Source organism: Pandoraea fibrosis (genome assembly GCF_000807775.2).
In the GTDB taxonomy this organism is placed as follows: Bacteria; Pseudomonadota; Gammaproteobacteria; order Burkholderiales; family Burkholderiaceae; genus Pandoraea; species Pandoraea fibrosis.
In genome coordinates, this window is sequence record NZ_CP047385.1 from 4,703,091 (window position 1) to 4,719,733 (window position 16,643).

Here is a 16,643-nt window from a genome sequence, read left to right on the forward strand (position 1 = left end):
CTCAGGCGTCGATCACGACGGCTTCGCGCGGTACGGCCTGACACGCCAGACACATGCCCGGCTCGTCGAGCGCCACATCGGTCATGTGATCGACCTCGCCGGACAGCACGCGAACCGCGCAGCTCTCGCATTGCCCGACGCGGCAGCCGCTGGGCAACGTTAGCCCCAACGACTCAGCAAACGACAGCAGGCTGCCGTGCGAGGCGGTCCAGACGGCTTCGCGTCCCGACCGGGCGAACGTCACCGGCCATGCCGCATTGGCATCGACACGCGGCGCGCGGGGCGAGCGAAACGCCTCCTTGAATATGTCGAACGCAGGCACGCCACGGGTGACAAGTCCGTCCGTCACGGCCGCCATCATCGGCTCCGGACCGCACAGGTAGAAGCGTGCGCGGCGTGCGATCAGGTCGTCGGACACCACAGCGGCAGACAGCCGTTGCGCAGATGCGTAATCGCGGCCAAGCACGTCGGTCTCGCGTGGAGCGTCGTAATAATTGACGATGTGCACGTCGGGCAGCCGCTGCGCGAGCGCCGCCAGTCTTGCCTGAAACGCGTGCGTGGCGCCGTTGCGGTTGGCATAGTGCAACCACACCTCGGGGGTCTGCGCCGTCCCCCGATCCGCTTGCTCCGCCAGCGACTCGAGATAGCAGAGAAAGGGCGTGATGCCGATACCGCCCGCGAAGCAGACCACTGGCTGACGCGTTTGCAGCGGCAGAACGAAGCGTCCCGACGGCGCGCCCAGTTCGATGACGTCGCCCACACGAGCACCGGTGTTAAGCCAACTGGAAACCACTCCCTCGAACGCCTCGCCCTCGCGAGTGCGCCCCTGTTGATGCCGCACAGCAATGCGATAGCCGCGACGCTCGCGCGCATTGGCCGGCGCCGTGAGCGAATAGGCGCGTGTCACGGGCTGCGCGTGGCCCGGAATCGGCACGCGCACGCTCACGTGCTGTCCCGCCAGATAGTCGGGCAAGCCCACATCGTCGAGCGGCTCGAGTGCGATGGCGCGCACCCCGTCGGCCACGGCGTGGAGTTCGGCAATGCGAAAGCGCGCCAGTCCGTGCCACGGGCGACGGGCCGGATCGCTCGCCGCGTCGCGCGAGATGTCACAACGCAATGAGCGTAACGGCGACGATCCGCTGATCGGATCGATCTCCTGCGTCGTCGCCAGTGCGTTGTAGTTGCTCGACGGCTCACCCGCCATGGCGTAGCCGCGACGGCCCACGCTGTCGCATGCCTGCCACCAGCCATACTCCGCGAGCAATACATCGGCGCCGAGGCCCGCGTCGAACGCGGCACGAAAGCGTGCGACACCTGCCGGCGTCATCACCCTCACCCAGTCGCCTTCTGCGATGCCCTTCTGTGCTGCCAGCGACGGATGCAGATGCACCAACGGATCGGGTGCACGCATGCGCAAGCTCGCCAGGCCGCGATGCTGACTGTGGCAGTAGTAGCCATTCTTGGTCGAGCCGAGGACCAGCGGGAAACGCCTGGCCTCGTCTTCGGTCGCGGCGCGCGCCGCCACATGCACGGGCACCGGCGAATACCCGTGACGTGCGAGCCGTTCGGAGTACAGTTCGACGCGCCGGGTGTCGGTGGCAAACCCGCGCACGCCGCCCGCCTCGACACGCGCGTACTTGCGCTCGTACTGCGGCTGCGCACGCGAAATGCCTTCGGGATGCGCACGCAGCGTCTGCACGTCGAGCCCCGTCGGGGCCAACTGGTGATTCCAACCCGCTTCGAGACTGCCGCCGAAGAAGGCGTCGCCCATCCCCAGACGCACGGCGAGATCGAACACGATGTCGTTGTCGCTGCGCGATTCGCCGCGCGGCGACACCATACGCTGACGCAGTTGAATCAGCGCATCGGCCCGGTCGTCGATCTCGAAACCGGCACGTAATCCTTCACGCTCCCAGGGCGTATTCACTGGCAGCACGATATCGGCATAACGTGCCGACGGCGTCTCGAACAAATCGCAGTGGACATGGAATTCAAGCGCTTCGAGTGCGTTGCGCGCCATCTCGTAGTCGGCCTGCGACGCAAGCACATTGGTGCCGAAGCAGAACAGCGCTCGCACGCGGTAGGGATCACCCTCGAGAATCGCACGGTAAGTATCGCGCGCCGTCACCCAGCCTCGCGCTGGCGGCCCCAGGGGACGCGCATCGATACCCAGCGCCCGCGCTTGCTGCTCGGGACTCAGCAGATCGTGCTGGCTCACGGCGTTCACAGGTTGACGTGTCATGACGCGATTGCCGCCGCGCCGGTCGAAGCTGCCCGTCAGCGCATAGAGCACAGCGATGGCGCGTTCGATTTGCGTGGCGTTCGCATGCTGCGCCACACCGGACCACGCGTGATAAGCCACACGTTGGGCGCCCGTAAAGAGGTCCGCCGCGGCATCGAGTTGTGCCGGCGAAACGCCGCACAACTCACTCACCGTCACCGGATCGTATTCGGCCAGTCCTTCGCACAGACGATCGAACGCCGGGCGGCAGACGATGCGCGAACCGTCATCGGCCTTCACGGCAAATTCGCCGCGCAACGCGGCGTGATTGGCGGCGTCGCGGCTTAGCGCCTGCGTCGTGTCGTAGGTCTGAGGTGCACTGTTGACCTCGTCCCAGATCACAAAGGCATCGGGCACCGCACAGGTCGCCGACGTCGTCAGGTCTCTCGCCCGCAGGAAAAGGCCATTGTCGTTACGTACCAGCAATGGGGCATTGGTCCACCGGCGCACGAAGGTCTCGTCATAACGGCCGGTGTCGATCAGCCGGCGGGCGAGACCGAGTGCCAATGCCGCATCGGTGCCGGGTCGCACCGGTAGCCACGCGTCGGCGTCGGCGGCGAGCGGCGTCTTGCGCGGGTCGACCACGAGCAGCTTCGCGCCCCGGCCACGTCCGCGTCCGATGGCGTTGGCCTGACTCAGCCATGTGCTCGTCGGATTGTGGCCCCAGAGCATGATCACGTCCGCCTGTGCGTAGTCGGCCGTCGGCATGCCGCAACCGAACGTGAAGGCGTGCGCGAAGTCCTTGTGCCAGTTACAGATTTCCGTGGCATAGACAGTGTTCGGGCTGCCGAACACCCGGATGAAACGCTCGATCCAGTCGATGCTGTCGGACAGTGGCGTACCGCTCGGCGTCGTCACACCGAAGGCCACGGCATGTGCCCCGCTTTCGCGACGGATGTCGCCCAGTCGCGTGGCAATCTCGGTCAGGGCTTCGTCCCACGAGATACGTTCCCAGCCGGGATCGTCCGCCCCTTTGGGCGCTGTCCGGCGCAACGGCGTGGTCAGCCGGTCGGGGTGATGCACCAGTTCCGGTGCAGCCTTCCCCTTGCGGCACATGGCAGCGCCGTTCGGATGCGACGGATCGGGTTCGACCGCAATCAGTGCATCGTTTTCCACGCGATTGAGCGTGCCGCAGCGGGATCTGCACAACGTACAGAACCCGGGCTTGACCTCCTGAACCATGTCCCGTGCATCTCTATAGGTATCGAGATTCCGATGCTATACAGCCGCTCGTTTTATTACTAATATAAAAAATATACTTTGCAATATTGATTTTTTAAATGAAGCCAACCCTGCGTCAGATCGAGTATTTCGTGGCCGTGGCCGAGACCGGGCAGGTCATGCGGGCCGCCGAACGGTGCAGTGCGTCGCAGTCATCGCTGACGATCGCGTTGCAGAATCTGGAGGTGATTGTGGGCGCGCCGTTGTTCGTCCGGCACGCGAAAGGACTGCGGCCGACCGAGGCCGGCGAACGGTTTCTGCGGCATGCGTATCGCATTTTGAACGCCACCGACGATGCCCTTCACGAAGCGCGCACCTTGCCGGACGATGCGGGCGGGCGTCTGCGGCTTGCCGTCACCGAGACGATTTCCGCCTATCTGTTGCCTTCGGTGGCGAGCACCTTGTCGAAGCGCTTTCCGAACGTCGAACTCACCCTGATCGAGGGCGACCGTGAGGCCGTGGAAACGGCGGTGCTCGCGGGCGACGTCGATCTGGCGCTGTTGCTGGTGTCCAATGTAGTGGCCGACGGACTCGTCTCGCATACGCTGCTGCGCTCAACGCGCCGTCTCTGGACCAATCCCGGACACCCGTTGCTCGACAAGGCGAGCGTCACACTCGACGACGTGCGCGGCCAGCGCTTCCTGCTACTCGATATGGACGAACACGTGCAGACCGTCGAGCGCTATTGGCATGCGGCGCACGTCGAACCGGTCGTGCATTTCCGCACGCGCTCCATCGAGTCGATTCGCAGTCTGGTCGCGCAGGGATATGGCGTGTCGATTCTTTCGGATCTCGTCTATCGCCCCTGGTCGATCGATGGTGGACGAATCTTGCGGCGGGATCTGAGCACGGGCGTGCCCTCGATGGATGTGGGGCTCGTGTGGGCGGAGCGACGTCCGCCTGAAGGATTGACCGAGCGCATCGTCAGCGCGTTGCGCTCGCTCATCCGCGAAATTAACGATCGCGGTCATATGGGTGTCGAGTGATCGACCGACGTGCGCGCCGCGTGATGACGCGCGCTCGGACTCCCTCCCCCCGGACATCACGATCGAATCGGCAAGCTGACGTTGCTCTCGGCCAAGACGTTCGCTTAGCGCCATTGGATGGGGGGTGCTCAATGCCATCGCCATCGGTAAGATGGCACATATTGCGACCCACCCTGAGCGCCATGACACTCGATCCCTCTCTCGCTGCCACCTTCGCACCGACCGGCGTGCTGCGTGCCTGCATCAATCTGGGTAACCCCATCCTCGCAGGGCTGGACGCACAGTCCAGACCTTGCGGCATCTCGGTCGCTCTGGCGGCAGCGCTGGCACAGCGGCTGAACGTGCCCCTCGAACTCATCACGGTCGATGCCGCCGGGAAGTCCGTCGACGTAGTGTCGGCGGGCGGCGCCGATGTCGGCTTCTTCGCCGTCGATCCGAAACGGGCAGCGACCATTACCTTCACCGCGCCCTACGTGCTGATCGAAGGCTACTACCTCGTGCCCGAGGCGTCCGCCGTGAAGACCAACGCGGACGTCGATCAGGTCGGCACGCGTGTGGTGGTCGGCAAAGGCAGCGCATACGACCTCTTCCTCACACGCGAATTGCAACATGCGCAGATTGTGCGGGCACCGACATCGCCCACCGTCGTGAAGACGTTCCTCGAAGGGGGTTACGAAGTCGCGGCTGGCGTGAAGCAGCAGATCGAAGCCGATATCGCAGGCACGCCCGGCTACCGCCTGCTGGGCGAGCGCTTCATGGTGATTCGTCAGGCGATGGGGTTGGCAATCGGGCGTGGGGCGCAGGCCGACGCGTTTCTCGCCGCCTTCGTCGAAGACATGAAAGCGTCGGGATTCGTGGCCGACGCCCTACGTCGCCATCAGATTTCCGGCGCAGCGGTTGCGCCCTGAGTCGTCGACGGTCGACGGCGTCACTCAACCTGCATCGGCAACTCGGGCGCGCTCCCCCACTCGCCGAGCGAGGCGTCGTAAAGGCGAACGTTCGCATGGCCCAATTTCATCAGGGCGAACACGACGAGACTGGCAGAGACACCGCCGCCGCAGTAGGCGATGACGGGGGTTTGTTCGTCGATACCGGCCGCGGCGAAGCGTTCGCGCAGTCCGTCGTCGTCGAGGAAGCGGCCGCTATCGGCGTCGAGCAGGCTCGCCGCCGGAATGTTGATGCTGCCGGGAATGTGGCCGGGCCGCCCCTTGCGCGGTAACTCTTCGCCACTGTACTGAGAGGGTCGAAGCGCGTTGACCAATCGGGTGAGACGCGTCGGTTCGATGCCCCGCACGACTTGTTCGACGTCGGCGCGGGCGGCGACGAAAGGCCGCACCGGCGCGACAGTAAAGTCGCCCCTCGGCACGCTCGCCTCATCGCCCTGCGCCAATGCGCGCCCCTCTGCACGCCAACGCGCCAGACCACCATCGAGGACATGCGCGTTGGTAAAACCGTAGACGCGCAACATCCACCAGATCCGCGTTGCCCACCAGATCGAACCGGTGCTGTAGATCACCACGAGGCTGTCGTCGCCGATGCCCAACGCTTCGACAGCGTCCCGAAATGCCGCGGGCGGCGGCAGCATCAAATGGAACTGATGATCCGGGTCCGAAAGCTGAGCATCGATATCGATGAATCGCGCACCGGGAATGTGGCCCGCCTCGAAGGCGGCGCGCTCTGGCTGCACGCGTTGCTTGATGACCGGGTCGACCACCATCGTCGCGCTGCAGTCGAACACACGTAACGTCGGATCGTCGAGGTGATCGGACAGCCACGCGGTGGAGACGAGAAAGCCGGGCTCAATGCCGGCAGACGATAGGGTCAGGGACATGCAAAAGCTCCAATTGAGCGACGTGATTCAGGCGTCGGCCCACGCGGCGAAGCGACGCTGCGTCCATGCGATACCGGCATCGGCCAGATAGCCGACGGCCATCGTGACCAGCACGTAAGCGTAGACCTGCGCCGATTGAAAATAGCGCTGCGCCTGCACGATCGCCTCACCGAGTCCGCCGCCGGTGACCATTTCCGCAGTGAACACCGTGATCAGGCCAATGGGCAAGGCGATGCGCACGCCGGAGAGCAGGGCCGGCACCGTCGCCGGCAAGATGATGTAGCGGAACAGCGCATCGGGACGTGTCCCGAGCGACTGCGCCGCCCAACGCAATTTGGGCGAGACAAGCGAGGCCCCCGACTCTGCGGCAACCATGAACGGAAACACGCAAGTCGCAAAGACAAGCGCAATCTTCGACAGACTATCCATCCCCAGCCATACCGTGAACACCGGAATCAGCGCGATCTTGGGTAACGGAAAGCCAAACGCCACGTAGGGCGACAACAGCCAGCGGCACACACGCGACTCGGCCATCGCGAACCCTAGCGGAATACCGATCACGCCTGCGAGCGCCACACCTGCTACCGCACGCAGCAGACTGGTGCCGAGCGCCGCCGGAAGCTCTCCGGTCGCGATCAGATGGCCCAGCGTCGCAAACACAACCGAGGGCGCGGGCAGGAAGACTGCGCGCACCCACTCATGCACGGTCGCGACTTGCCACGCCAGCAGAATGACAGCCAACGCCAGCCACGGCTGTGCAACGCGGAACCAACGCGCCGCCATCGCACGGCCAGCACGGCCCTCGCGGGCAGACGCCGGAACGGGACTGTCTTGCAGTTCAAGCGTATCAGCCATGTCGTTGTGCCGTTTCATGCCAGCGCAGCAGTGCGCGAGTGGACGCGTTCAGCAACGTATCCAGTCCATAGGCGACGAGCGTGGTCGCGAACAGCGCAGCGAAGAGATAGTCATAGCTGCCCTGATCGCCGTATTGCCCGATGAGCTTTCCGATCCCCTGATTCGAGACGATCATCTCGCACGAGATGGCGACCAGCAGCGTGAACCCCAGCGAAACGCGTGTACCGGTGAGAATCTGCGGCAACGCGGCGGGCAAGACCACTCGCCACAGCAGCCCGGCTCGCGACGTGCCGAGCGATCGCGCGCTCCACAGCAACACACGTGGCACTTCGCGCGCACCACGCAGGGAATAGACGATCAACGGCAACGCAGCGGTCACCGCAATCACGATCACGTTCGTCGCGCCGCCAACACCGAACCACAGCACAAGCAGCGGAATGAGGGTTGTCTTGGGCAAAGCGTAAGTGCAACGAACCACCGGCGCCACAATGCGCTCGAAACCCGGCACCGTCGCCATCAGCAACCCGACCGGCACACCGATCAGCAATCCGGCAGCCAACCCCCACGCGCTGGAGATCAACGTCGCCGCGAGATTGGACTGAAGCTCTCCTGTGTGCACGAGATGGACTACCGCTCGCCAGATGTCCTGGAGAGAGGGCACAAAGCCTTCGGCCAACCAATGCCAGTGAACGGCCGCCTGCCAGACAAGGAACAACACGGCCACCGCAAACGTACCGGTGAGCGCAGGCGCGTAGCGCTGACCCAGCCTGAGCGAGGCGCTCATACCGGGTCCTCGGTCAGCACACCCCGGACTTGCTCGCGCACGGATAGCCAGACGTCATTGCGCAGTTGGGAGAAGCGCGGCGAGAGCATGGTCGCTTCGCGGCCCAGTGTGCGATCGAGATCCACGTCCACTCGCTTGACGATCCGGCCCGGACGACGCGACATCACGTAGATCGTGTCGGACAGATACACCGCCTCGTCGATATCGTGCGTCACGAGGAGCGCTGTCTTGCCTGAGCGATCGAACAGGCGCAGCAGTTCGTCCTGCATGAATTCGCGCGTCTGTGCATCGAGTGCACCAAACGGCTCGTCGAGCAACAGAATCTTCGGATCGCAGGCAAACGTGCGCGCCAACGCCACCCGCTGGCGCATGCCGCCGGACAGCTCGCGCGGGTAGCGTCGCTCGAATCCCTTCAAGTGAATCAGATCGATGTAGCGTTCGACCGTTTGCGCAATGTCGTTGGCGCTCGCACCCTTGCGGCGTAATCCGTAAGCAATGTTCTCGGCCACAGTCAGCCACGGGAACAGCGCATATTCCTGAAACACGACACCGCGGTCGACCCCCGGCCCCCGAATGGGCGAACCGAAGGTTGAACACGTGCCTTGCGAAGCCTCGACAAAGCCGCCGAGGATATAGAGCAACGTGCTCTTGCCGCAGCCGGACGGCCCCACGATCGAGACCAGCTTGCCGGCCGGCACATCCAGCGCAATGTTCTCCAGCGCGACGACGCGCTCACCCGCCTTGTCGAAAAACTTCGACAATCCTGCGACATGAATGGCGGCTGGCGCTTCGTTTGCGGCGCTCATGTTCAGCCTCGGCGCGGGAGATACGACGCATCGACATACGCCGTGATGTTCACCGGCTTGGGCAGCAGGCCCAGTTTGGCCATCGCGTCGATGGGCGGCTGAAGGCTCGCGGCCGTGATGGTTGCACTCGGATCGCGGTAAAAGTCCTTCGGCGTCAGGAAGTATTCGTCGAGCGACGCCGCCGGTGTCTTGGCGAGATCGGCCGTCAGCGCAATGACTTGCTTGCGATTGGCCGGATCGTAAATCCAGCGCTGCGCGTCAACGTAGTCGGCGAGCCACGCGCGCACGGCGCCCGACTTTTCCGACAGGAAACGCGTGCGCGCGCTCTGGAACAGCACGGGGTATGGCGGCACGACACCCACGGCATCGAACACCGTCCGAATACCGCCCTTCTTGGCTTCGTCCACCTGAAACGGCATGGCGAGGACACCGACGTCGACCCGCTTCTGGCGCAGCGCCGGTCCGATATTGCCGAACGGCATTTCGACCACGCGCACGTCCTTGCGCGGATCGAGGCCGTGCTTCTGCAACGCAATGCGCAGGATGATGTCGACGCTGCCATTGAAGGCGTTCACCGCCACGCTCTTGCCCTTGAGGTCCGCAATCGAGCGCACGGGGCTATCGACAAGCACGACAAACGGGTTCGACGCATAGCCCTGAACGGCGTCGCGATGAATTTCGGCGATCGCCGTGACGCCACCGGGAACGGCCTCTTGCGCCACCGCCGTTGCCAAACTAGTGAATGCAAGTGTGCCGATGTCGGCCTGCTCGGCGGCGAGCAAGGTCGCCACGCCGGGCGTGCCGCGCGCGGTGGTGGTCTCGATCACGTATTCCTTACCGTGACGCTTGAGCACGTTCGCCTTGAACCAGTCGCTGGTGATAACGGTTTCCAGCTCGCCCGGGCCGACGACACCGGCCGTGGCGTAGCGAATGACCGGGGGCGCGGCGCGCGCGATCATGGGGAAGGACAGTGCCGTAGCCACGACCGCCCCCTGCTTGATGAACTGACGGCGAGACTGCCGCGACGAATGGTCTTGTGCCATGAGTGAAATCTTCTGCGAGAAGTGACGTGAGGTGAGCGTGGTGTCAGTGCGCGGGACGCGCGAGTCCGAGGTGATCGCGAAGCGTGTCGCCGCGGTATTCCGAGCGGAAGACTCCACGCGACTGGAGATCCGGCACCACCAGCCGCACGAAGTCTTCGACGCCGCCCGGCAGATACGGCATCTGCACCATGAAGCCATCGCAGGCACGTGCGTCGAACCATTGCTGCATGGTGCCGGCCACGGCCGACCCCGTGCCGTTGAAATCGCGCAGCGGACCGATGCCGTAGCGCTTGCCGATCTCGCGCAACGACAGGCCCTGCTTGCGCGTGAGTTCCGCCACTTCCTTGTAATGCCCCTGTACGCCGCCGACTTCGAGATCGGGAAGGACATCGTCCTGCGGGAACGGCGAGAGATCGATATCGAGCTGGTATGACAGTGTCGAGAGACCGGCCTGCGGATCGCACAGATCGTCGAGCAGCGCTTGCTTGTCGCGTGCGATCGAATCGGTCTCGCCGACCACGGGGACCATGCCGAGAAGGACCTTCACGTCGTCGGGATTGCGGCCATGGTGCGCCGCACGAGCCTTGATGTCCTGATAGAACGTTTGCGCCGAGTCCTGCGAAGAATGCGTGACGAAGATCACATCTGCCCACTTTGCCGCGAAGTCGCGTCCACGACTCGATGCCCCCGCCTGAATAAATACCGGGCGTCCTTGCGGCGGACGGCTCACGTTCAGTGGCCCTTCCACGTTGAACCACTTGCCGCGGTGAGAAATCGGGCTGACCTGCGCGGGATCGGCGAACTGCGGCGTAGCACGATCGAGCGTTAGCGCACCGTCGCGCCAACTGTTCCAGAGCTTGCAGGCCACTTCGACGAATTCGTCGGCGCGGTCGTAGCGCGCTTCACGGGAGAGTTGCTCGTCGAGCCCAAAGTTGCGAGCCTCGGCGTCCTGAAACGACGTGACGATATTCCATGCGACACGCCCCGCGCTCAGATGATCGAGCGACGCCAGTGCGCGTGCGACGTGGAACGGTGTGAAGTAGGACGTCGAGATCGTGGCGGCGAGCCCCAGATGCTCTGTGCTTGCCGCCAACGCGGAGAGCACCACCATCGGATCGAGACGCAGCGCGCCAAGCGCACCATGGCGCAATTGCGAATCGAGACTGTCGCCCAGACGTCGCGGTAGCGCCTGAATGTCGGGCAGGAAGATCATGTCGAACCGGCCCGCTTCGAGCAGGCGGCCGATTTCCCGGTAAAAGCCTACCGAGAGAATGTCGTGCTGTGCAGAGGGATAGCGCCACCCGCCATGGTGACCGGAAACCGGCCCGGCCATGACATAGGCGGCCAGATGCATTTGACGCGGAGAAACATTCGACATGCCACACAACCCGAAAAGACCTGTTCATGGATCGGCGCGCGGAAGAGTCATGGGCTGCGCCTATCTCAGTCTTCCCGAACCACTGCGAATACGTTGCGCGGCGGTACGTGATCGTGCCGCCGGCTCGCATGCAGTATATGGGCGCCCGGCAGGATGACAAATTCGAATCGGTGCTAAGCAAATTCTCCACGAGCGAGGTGTGCCCTTCTGCCGGGCATCCCTCGCTCGAACAATGTCGCGCCGTGACTACGCGAGCATCAACGCAAGGTTCTGAACCGCCGCCCCCGATGCCCCTTTGCCGAGATTGTCGAGAACAGCGCATAACAGCACTTGCCCGTGCTCCGCATTGCCGAACACGCTCAACTGCATGACATTGGTGCCGTTCATCGCTTCAGGATCGATCTGCTTCACGGCACCGGGCGCCTGCATCGGCATGACTTGCACATAGTCCTGTCCGGCGTAGTGATCGACGAGGCATTGATGCAACGTGGCGGCGTCTGCACCGGATCTCAGAAGACGTGTCTCGATCGGGATGGTCAGCACGATGCCCTGACGATACGAACTGTAGGAAGGAACGAACATCGGGCGAAACGCCAGCCCCGAGCGCTGTTGAATCTCGGGCGGATGTTTGTGCGCAAGTTCCAGTCCGTACAGCCGATACGCCGATGGTTTCGTCGCATTCGGCCCTTCGTGTTCGTCGACGCCCGCACGCCCCCGGCCGGAATATCCGGAAACGGCATGAATGCTGATCGGATAATCGGCGGGGATCGCCCCGGCGTCGAGCAGGGGACGCAGCAATCCGATGGCCCCCGTCGGATAGCAGCCCGGATTGGAGACCCGGCTTGCGCCCGCAATGCGCTCCGCCTGATCCTTCGTCATTTCGGGAAAACCGTACACCCAATCCGCATGCGTGCGATGCGCGGAACTCGCGTCGATCACCCTCACGCGAGGATTGACGATGGATGCCGCCGCCTCGCGCGCGGCGCCGTCCGGCAGACAGAGAATCGCGATATCGCAACTGTTGATGGCCTCGGCACGGCGCTGCGGGTCCTTGCGCTGAGCGTCGGGCAATGTCAGCAGCGTGATGTCCTGGCGATCCCGGAGCATGCCGTGGATCTGCAATCCCGTGGTCCCCTGGTCACCGTCGATAAAGATAAGCGGAGAAGACATTTGCGCAACCCTCCTGTCATTGGGTCATGAGCCGTGCTCGATGCGCTATGTTCCCGCGACGCGTAGAATTAGAAAAGTTGAATTTCGTGAATCTTAAATTCGGATTTTCTGAATGATGATGCCGATATGAGAGAAATCAGTCTCGACCGATTGAAAACGCTTGTCGCCGTTGCCGACAGCGGCTCGTTTGCCGACGCCGCACAGGCGCTGCATCTGTCACCGCCGACGGTGAGTCTGCATGTTGCCGATCTCGAAGCACGGGTCGGCGCACTGCTCCTGTCGCGCAAGCGCGGGCAGATACAGCCAACGTCCGTGGGCGAGGTGTTAATCGAGCGAGCACGGCGCCTGCTCGCCGAGGCGGAACAAACGCTTGAGGATATCGAGCGCCATGCTCAGGGACTTGCCGGACGGGTCCGTCTTGGCGCCTCGACGGGGGCCATCGCCCATCTCCTGCCCCAGGCACTCGAAGCGCTTCGCCTGCACCATCCCGACATCGACGTTCAGGTGGCCATTCTGACGTCGCAAGAGACGCTAAGCCGCATTCGTCGGGGCGCACTGGATTTAGGACTGGTGGCGTTGCCTCAGCCGCCGGTGGCCGGGCTCGTGATCAAACAATGGCGACGCGATCCCGTCATGGCGTTCCTGCCTGCGCACTGGAATGGCCCCAAGCGGGTCACGCCCGAGTGGCTCGCCACGCAGCCGCTGATCCTGAATGACAGTACAACGCGTCTGTCGCGACTGACGGCCGAGTGGTTTGCCGCCGCTGGACATCACCCGACGCCCCGCATCGAAATCAATTACAACGACGCCATCAAAAGTCTGGTCGCGGCGGGCTACGGCGCGGCGCTGTTACCCAACGAAGCGCAAAGCGCAACGCTGGACGAGCGCATCGCTATGCGGGAGCTGCGCCCGGCGCTGTGGCGGCAACTCGGAATCGCCCACCGGACCGGGCACGTCGAACGCGCGACGCAACACGTTCTCGACGCGCTGTGGGGACTACAGGAAGGTCGCAAGCGGTAACGTCTGGCCAATGGCGCCCATCGCACCGCCGATCTGCGTTGTCTGCCAGACCAGCATGGCAGATCACACGTGTGGCAACACCCTCAGGCGTTGGCTTCGAAATACTCGATCACGTTCAGACTTGCATTGCTCAAGTGTTCTCGGGCAGCATTCTGGGCGTCATCCGGCTTACCGGCAACAATGGCCTCGACAATGCGTTCATGTTCGTTGTCCGAGCTCACCACGCGCTTCTTCTGATAGAACAACTTTGCCCTGAACGGCGACAGCCTCACCCGGAAACTGCGAGCCAACTCGGCCAGCGACACGTTGCGCGCGCCGTCAAACAACAGTTCGTGAAACTTGTCGTTAATCTGCGCGTATAGCGCGGCGTCGCCGGCATCGGCCGCTTCGTGCGCCTGCTTCGCGACCATCTCGAGACGCAACCGCTCCGAGCGGGTCATGCGTTCAGCAGCGAAACGCGCGCATAGCCCCTCGATTTCGGCGGCGGTCTCGAACATGTCGCGAAGCCGGGCGACATCCACGCTCAGCACCGTCGCGCCGCGTCGCGGCACGATCTCGACCAACCCTGCAATGGCCAACTCCCGCAGCGCATCGCGCACAGGCGTTGCCGAGATTCCGAACCGATCCGCGATGACCTGAATTTCCAGTTTGTCGCCGCTTGGCACACGCCCGCTGATGATGTCCTCGGTCAGCCCTCGCACGACCCTCTGCGACAGTGTGGTTTCTTCCCGGGTGTCATTCATTTTCGTCTCCCGTGGAATAGGGGGTTAGCGTGATGTACATGTCGTGTAGAAACGATAAGCGTCGTCGAATACCGGTGTTCCGGGCTTCGAAAATGAGTCCAAGACCGAATAATGATGCAGTGCCGCCCAGCTTGCCAAGCACACCGGCAAACCCAGCGCCACGCGCCGGTCATGCATGGTACGCGATTGCCCCTGTAACGCCGGCAATTCACCCGCCCCCACCCCCAGCATCACAGGCCCGGGCGACGACGTTGCCCACAGCGCCGGACTCGCCGCTTCGGCCGATGCCGGCGTCAATCCCAGCGCTTCGTTCAGCGACGTCCCCGTCAGCGGCCTTAGATCGTACAAGCCCGACAAGGCGATGACGGCGTCTGCCTGCGCGCCCGCACTCATCGCCAGATGACCGCCTGCCGACCAACCCGACACCACCACCTTACCCACCGCTCCTACATAGGGCACGAGCGCCGTGCGCAGACCCGACAACGCCTTGCCGACGCCCGCCATCATCGCCGCCAGGCTCGCCCCCGGCGCCAGCGGATAGCCCAGATTCACAACATGCACGCCCCGCGCTCGCCAGGCAGGGGCGACAAATGCGAAGACTTCCCGCGAATACCATTGCCAATAGCCCCCGTGGATAAACACCAGCACATCGCCATTCGGCGCCTCGCCCGGCATCAGATCGAACGCCTCGCGTTCGCCCTCGCCGTACCGAATGCCTCGCACTACCCCGGGATCTTCGTAAGCCAGTGCGCTGCGCGCACGCCAGTCGTCGAAATAGTCGTCACAATCGGCCACCGAGCCCCGATTGTCGTAGGGATGTGCGGGTTCCGTCATCGAGTCCTCTCCTGCGCTCACGCGCTCGCCTGAATGGTTTCCAACACTTCGCGCAACTTCGCTCGCCGGGCTTGAGGCAGCCCTTCGATGGGCCCGCGCGCGGGGCCCGCGTCGCGCCCGACCAGCGCCATCGCCTCTTTGATCACCACGGGAAACGAGCCCAACGCCCACGCAGCACGTAGCGGAGCGAGCACATTGTGCACAGCACGCGCCGCTTCCCACTGCCCCGCCCGCGCAAGTTCGTAGAGTTTTAACACTCGCTCCGGAAACACGTTCGCCGCCGGCGAAATCGCGCCTGACCCGCCGTGCAGCAACATCGAAAGAAATAACGTATCACGTCCGCAGAAGCCAAGCGTCGACTTGCCGCCCACACGCATGTACTCGGCAAACTGCGTGAGGTCGCCGCTCGAATCCTTGATGCCGACGATGTTCTCCACCTCCATGCACCGTTTGAACAACCCGACCGAGACATCGACCGCCGTTCTCGGCGGGTTGTTGTAGATCATCACCGGTAGCCGTGTCGCCTGCGCAACGGCGCGAAAGTGGCCGAAAAGCTCGTCGTCGTTCGGTTGCACGAAGTACGGCGTGATCACCAATGCGAGGTCGGCGCCGATCGACTCGGCCGCCTGCGTCAGCGCAATCGACTGACGTGTCGACGGTGCGCCAGTCCCCGCGTAGACCGGAACTCGCCCATTGACTGTCTGAACGGCAATCTCGATGAGACGCACATGCTCCTCGAAACTCAGGAAGTAGAACTCGCCCTGGCTCCCTGCCACCGAAATGCCATGGACGCCGGCCGCAAGATAGCCTTCGATCAACTCGCGTGTGCGGGCTTCGTCGAAATGGCCATTCGCATCGAACGGCGTGACCATGGCGGGGATCACCCCGTGAAAATGTTGCGTCATGAAATCGTCCCTATCCATTGAAGTCGAAGTCGCTCACAGCGCGCGCCACCAGATCTTGCGTCCGGCAAGATCGATCAGGGCATAAAGCGCCCCCGATATCACGGTGATGGTCACAATCACGGAGAACATGAGGTCGGTCTTGGCCGACGCGTTTGCCAGCAGAATCAAGCTCCCCAGCCCGTTTTCCGAGCCAACGAACTCGCCGACGATGGCACCGATCACCGCCAGCGGCATCGCCATCTTGCAACCGTCGACAAAGCTCGGCAGTGCGCTCGGCACACGCAGCTTCCAAAACGTGCGCAAGGCAGATGCGTTCATCGCCCTGAAGTGCTCGACCAGATGCAACGGCGTGCCCGCCAGCCCACCCAACGTCGAGATCACAATGGGGAAGAAGGCAAACAGGAACGCCATGAGGATCTTCGACGTTGCCCCGTATCCGCACCACACGATGAGCAACGGCGCGAGCGCCACTTTCGGAATGCCCTGGATCGCCACGATCATCGGCATCACGGTGCGCCGCAAGCCGTCGAAGAAAAACACCAGCAGGCTGATGAGCACGCCCCCGAGCACTGCCGCGATAAAGCCCGCGAGCACCTGCCACGTCGTGATGAAGGCGTGATGCGCGAGCGCCGTCCGGTTCTCCCAGAACGCACTCGCAACAGCGCTGCCCGACGGCAGGAGATAGGGTTTGATATGGAACAGCGCCACCCCCATTTCCCACACGATCGCCAGCAACACGAACCCGATAGCGGCGTCGAAACGACGCAATGACTTGCGCATGGCCCC

General features: G+C 63.6%; 15 protein-coding genes. 3 read left to right on the forward strand and 12 right to left on the reverse strand.

Translation table 11 applies throughout. The annotated features are described in order from the left end of the window. Window position 1: 1 nt before the first annotated feature. Window positions 2-3,463, reverse strand: coding sequence for a molybdopterin-dependent oxidoreductase (locus PI93_RS20705; protein WP_039365248.1), 3,462 nt, complete (start codon window positions 3,461-3,463; stop codon window positions 2-4). Window positions 3,464-3,561: 98 nt separating this feature from the next. On the opposite strand from PI93_RS20705, the gene PI93_RS20710 reads away from it, so the two are divergent. Both PI93_RS20710 and PI93_RS20715 read left to right on the forward strand, forming a co-directional pair. Further along, window positions 3,562-4,488 (forward strand): LysR family transcriptional regulator, encoded by a 927-nt coding sequence (locus tag PI93_RS20710; protein ID WP_039365246.1) that lies wholly within the window; start codon window positions 3,562-3,564, stop codon window positions 4,486-4,488. 182 nt (window positions 4,489-4,670) lie between these two features. Further along, window positions 4,671-5,396, forward strand: a complete 726-nt coding sequence (locus tag PI93_RS20715; protein ID WP_039365244.1) for a transporter substrate-binding domain-containing protein — start codon at window positions 4,671-4,673, stop codon at window positions 5,394-5,396. A 20-nt stretch (window positions 5,397-5,416) separates the two neighbouring features. Here PI93_RS20715 and PI93_RS20720 read toward each other — a convergent pair whose 3' ends face one another. The 7 genes from PI93_RS20720 to argC all read right to left on the reverse strand — a co-directional run bounded on the left by PI93_RS20720 (window position 5,417) and on the right by argC (window position 12,355). Beyond that, window positions 5,417-6,319 (reverse strand): sulfurtransferase, encoded by a 903-nt coding sequence (locus PI93_RS20720; protein ID WP_052240309.1) that lies wholly within the window; start codon window positions 6,317-6,319, stop codon window positions 5,417-5,419. A gap of 27 nt (window positions 6,320-6,346) precedes the next feature. Next, on the reverse strand, window positions 6,347-7,174 hold the full coding sequence (locus PI93_RS20725; protein WP_039365242.1) for an ABC transporter permease: 828 nt from the start codon (window positions 7,172-7,174) through the stop codon (window positions 6,347-6,349). Then, window positions 7,167-7,958, reverse strand: coding sequence for an ABC transporter permease (locus PI93_RS20730; RefSeq protein WP_039365240.1), 792 nt, complete (start codon window positions 7,956-7,958; stop codon window positions 7,167-7,169). The genes PI93_RS20725 and PI93_RS20730 overlap by 8 nt, the downstream gene beginning before the upstream one ends. Continuing rightward, a complete protein-coding gene (locus PI93_RS20735; RefSeq protein ID WP_039365238.1) occupies window positions 7,955-8,764 on the reverse strand; it encodes an ABC transporter ATP-binding protein in 810 nt (269 codons plus the stop codon). Before PI93_RS20735 ends, PI93_RS20730 begins: the two co-directional genes overlap by 4 nt. 2 nt (window positions 8,765-8,766) lie before the next feature. Further along, on the reverse strand, window positions 8,767-9,807 hold the full coding sequence (locus PI93_RS20740) for an ABC transporter substrate-binding protein (protein WP_039365236.1): 1,041 nt from the start codon (window positions 9,805-9,807) through the stop codon (window positions 8,767-8,769). A gap of 43 nt (window positions 9,808-9,850) precedes the next feature. Then, window positions 9,851-11,185, reverse strand: coding sequence for an LLM class flavin-dependent oxidoreductase (locus tag PI93_RS20745; RefSeq protein WP_201278406.1), 1,335 nt, complete (start codon window positions 11,183-11,185; stop codon window positions 9,851-9,853). A gap of 246 nt (window positions 11,186-11,431) precedes the next feature. Beyond that, complete coding sequence (gene argC / locus PI93_RS20750; RefSeq protein ID WP_039365231.1) at window positions 11,432-12,355, reverse strand: N-acetyl-gamma-glutamyl-phosphate reductase; 924 nt, start codon at window positions 12,353-12,355, stop codon at window positions 11,432-11,434. Between the two features lie 126 nt (window positions 12,356-12,481). Between argC and PI93_RS20755 the strand changes: the two genes are divergently transcribed. Further along, the gene (locus tag PI93_RS20755) at window positions 12,482-13,375 is read left to right on the forward strand and encodes a LysR family transcriptional regulator (RefSeq protein WP_039365229.1); all 894 of its coding nucleotides are present in this window, start codon (window positions 12,482-12,484) and stop codon (window positions 13,373-13,375) included. A gap of 83 nt (window positions 13,376-13,458) precedes the next feature. Here the strand turns inward: PI93_RS20755 and PI93_RS20760 are convergent, their stop codons facing one another. Genes PI93_RS20760 through PI93_RS20775 form a run of 4 tightly spaced genes read right to left on the reverse strand, consistent with a single transcriptional unit; the run spans window position 13,459 to window position 16,637 of the window. After that, on the reverse strand, window positions 13,459-14,118 hold the full coding sequence (locus PI93_RS20760; RefSeq protein WP_039365227.1) for a GntR family transcriptional regulator: 660 nt from the start codon (window positions 14,116-14,118) through the stop codon (window positions 13,459-13,461). Between the two features lie 24 nt (window positions 14,119-14,142). Continuing rightward, window positions 14,143-14,952, reverse strand: a complete 810-nt coding sequence (locus PI93_RS20765; protein WP_052240308.1) for an alpha/beta hydrolase — start codon at window positions 14,950-14,952, stop codon at window positions 14,143-14,145. 17 nt (window positions 14,953-14,969) lie between these two features. Continuing rightward, complete coding sequence (gene dapA / locus PI93_RS20770) at window positions 14,970-15,857, reverse strand: 4-hydroxy-tetrahydrodipicolinate synthase (RefSeq protein WP_039365225.1); 888 nt, start codon at window positions 15,855-15,857, stop codon at window positions 14,970-14,972. Window positions 15,858-15,890: 33 nt separating this feature from the next. Beyond that, window positions 15,891-16,637: an ABC transporter permease gene (locus PI93_RS20775; protein WP_039365223.1), complete on the reverse strand. Its 747-nt coding sequence runs from the start codon at window positions 16,635-16,637 to the stop codon at window positions 15,891-15,893. Window positions 16,638-16,643: the final 6 nt, after the last annotated feature.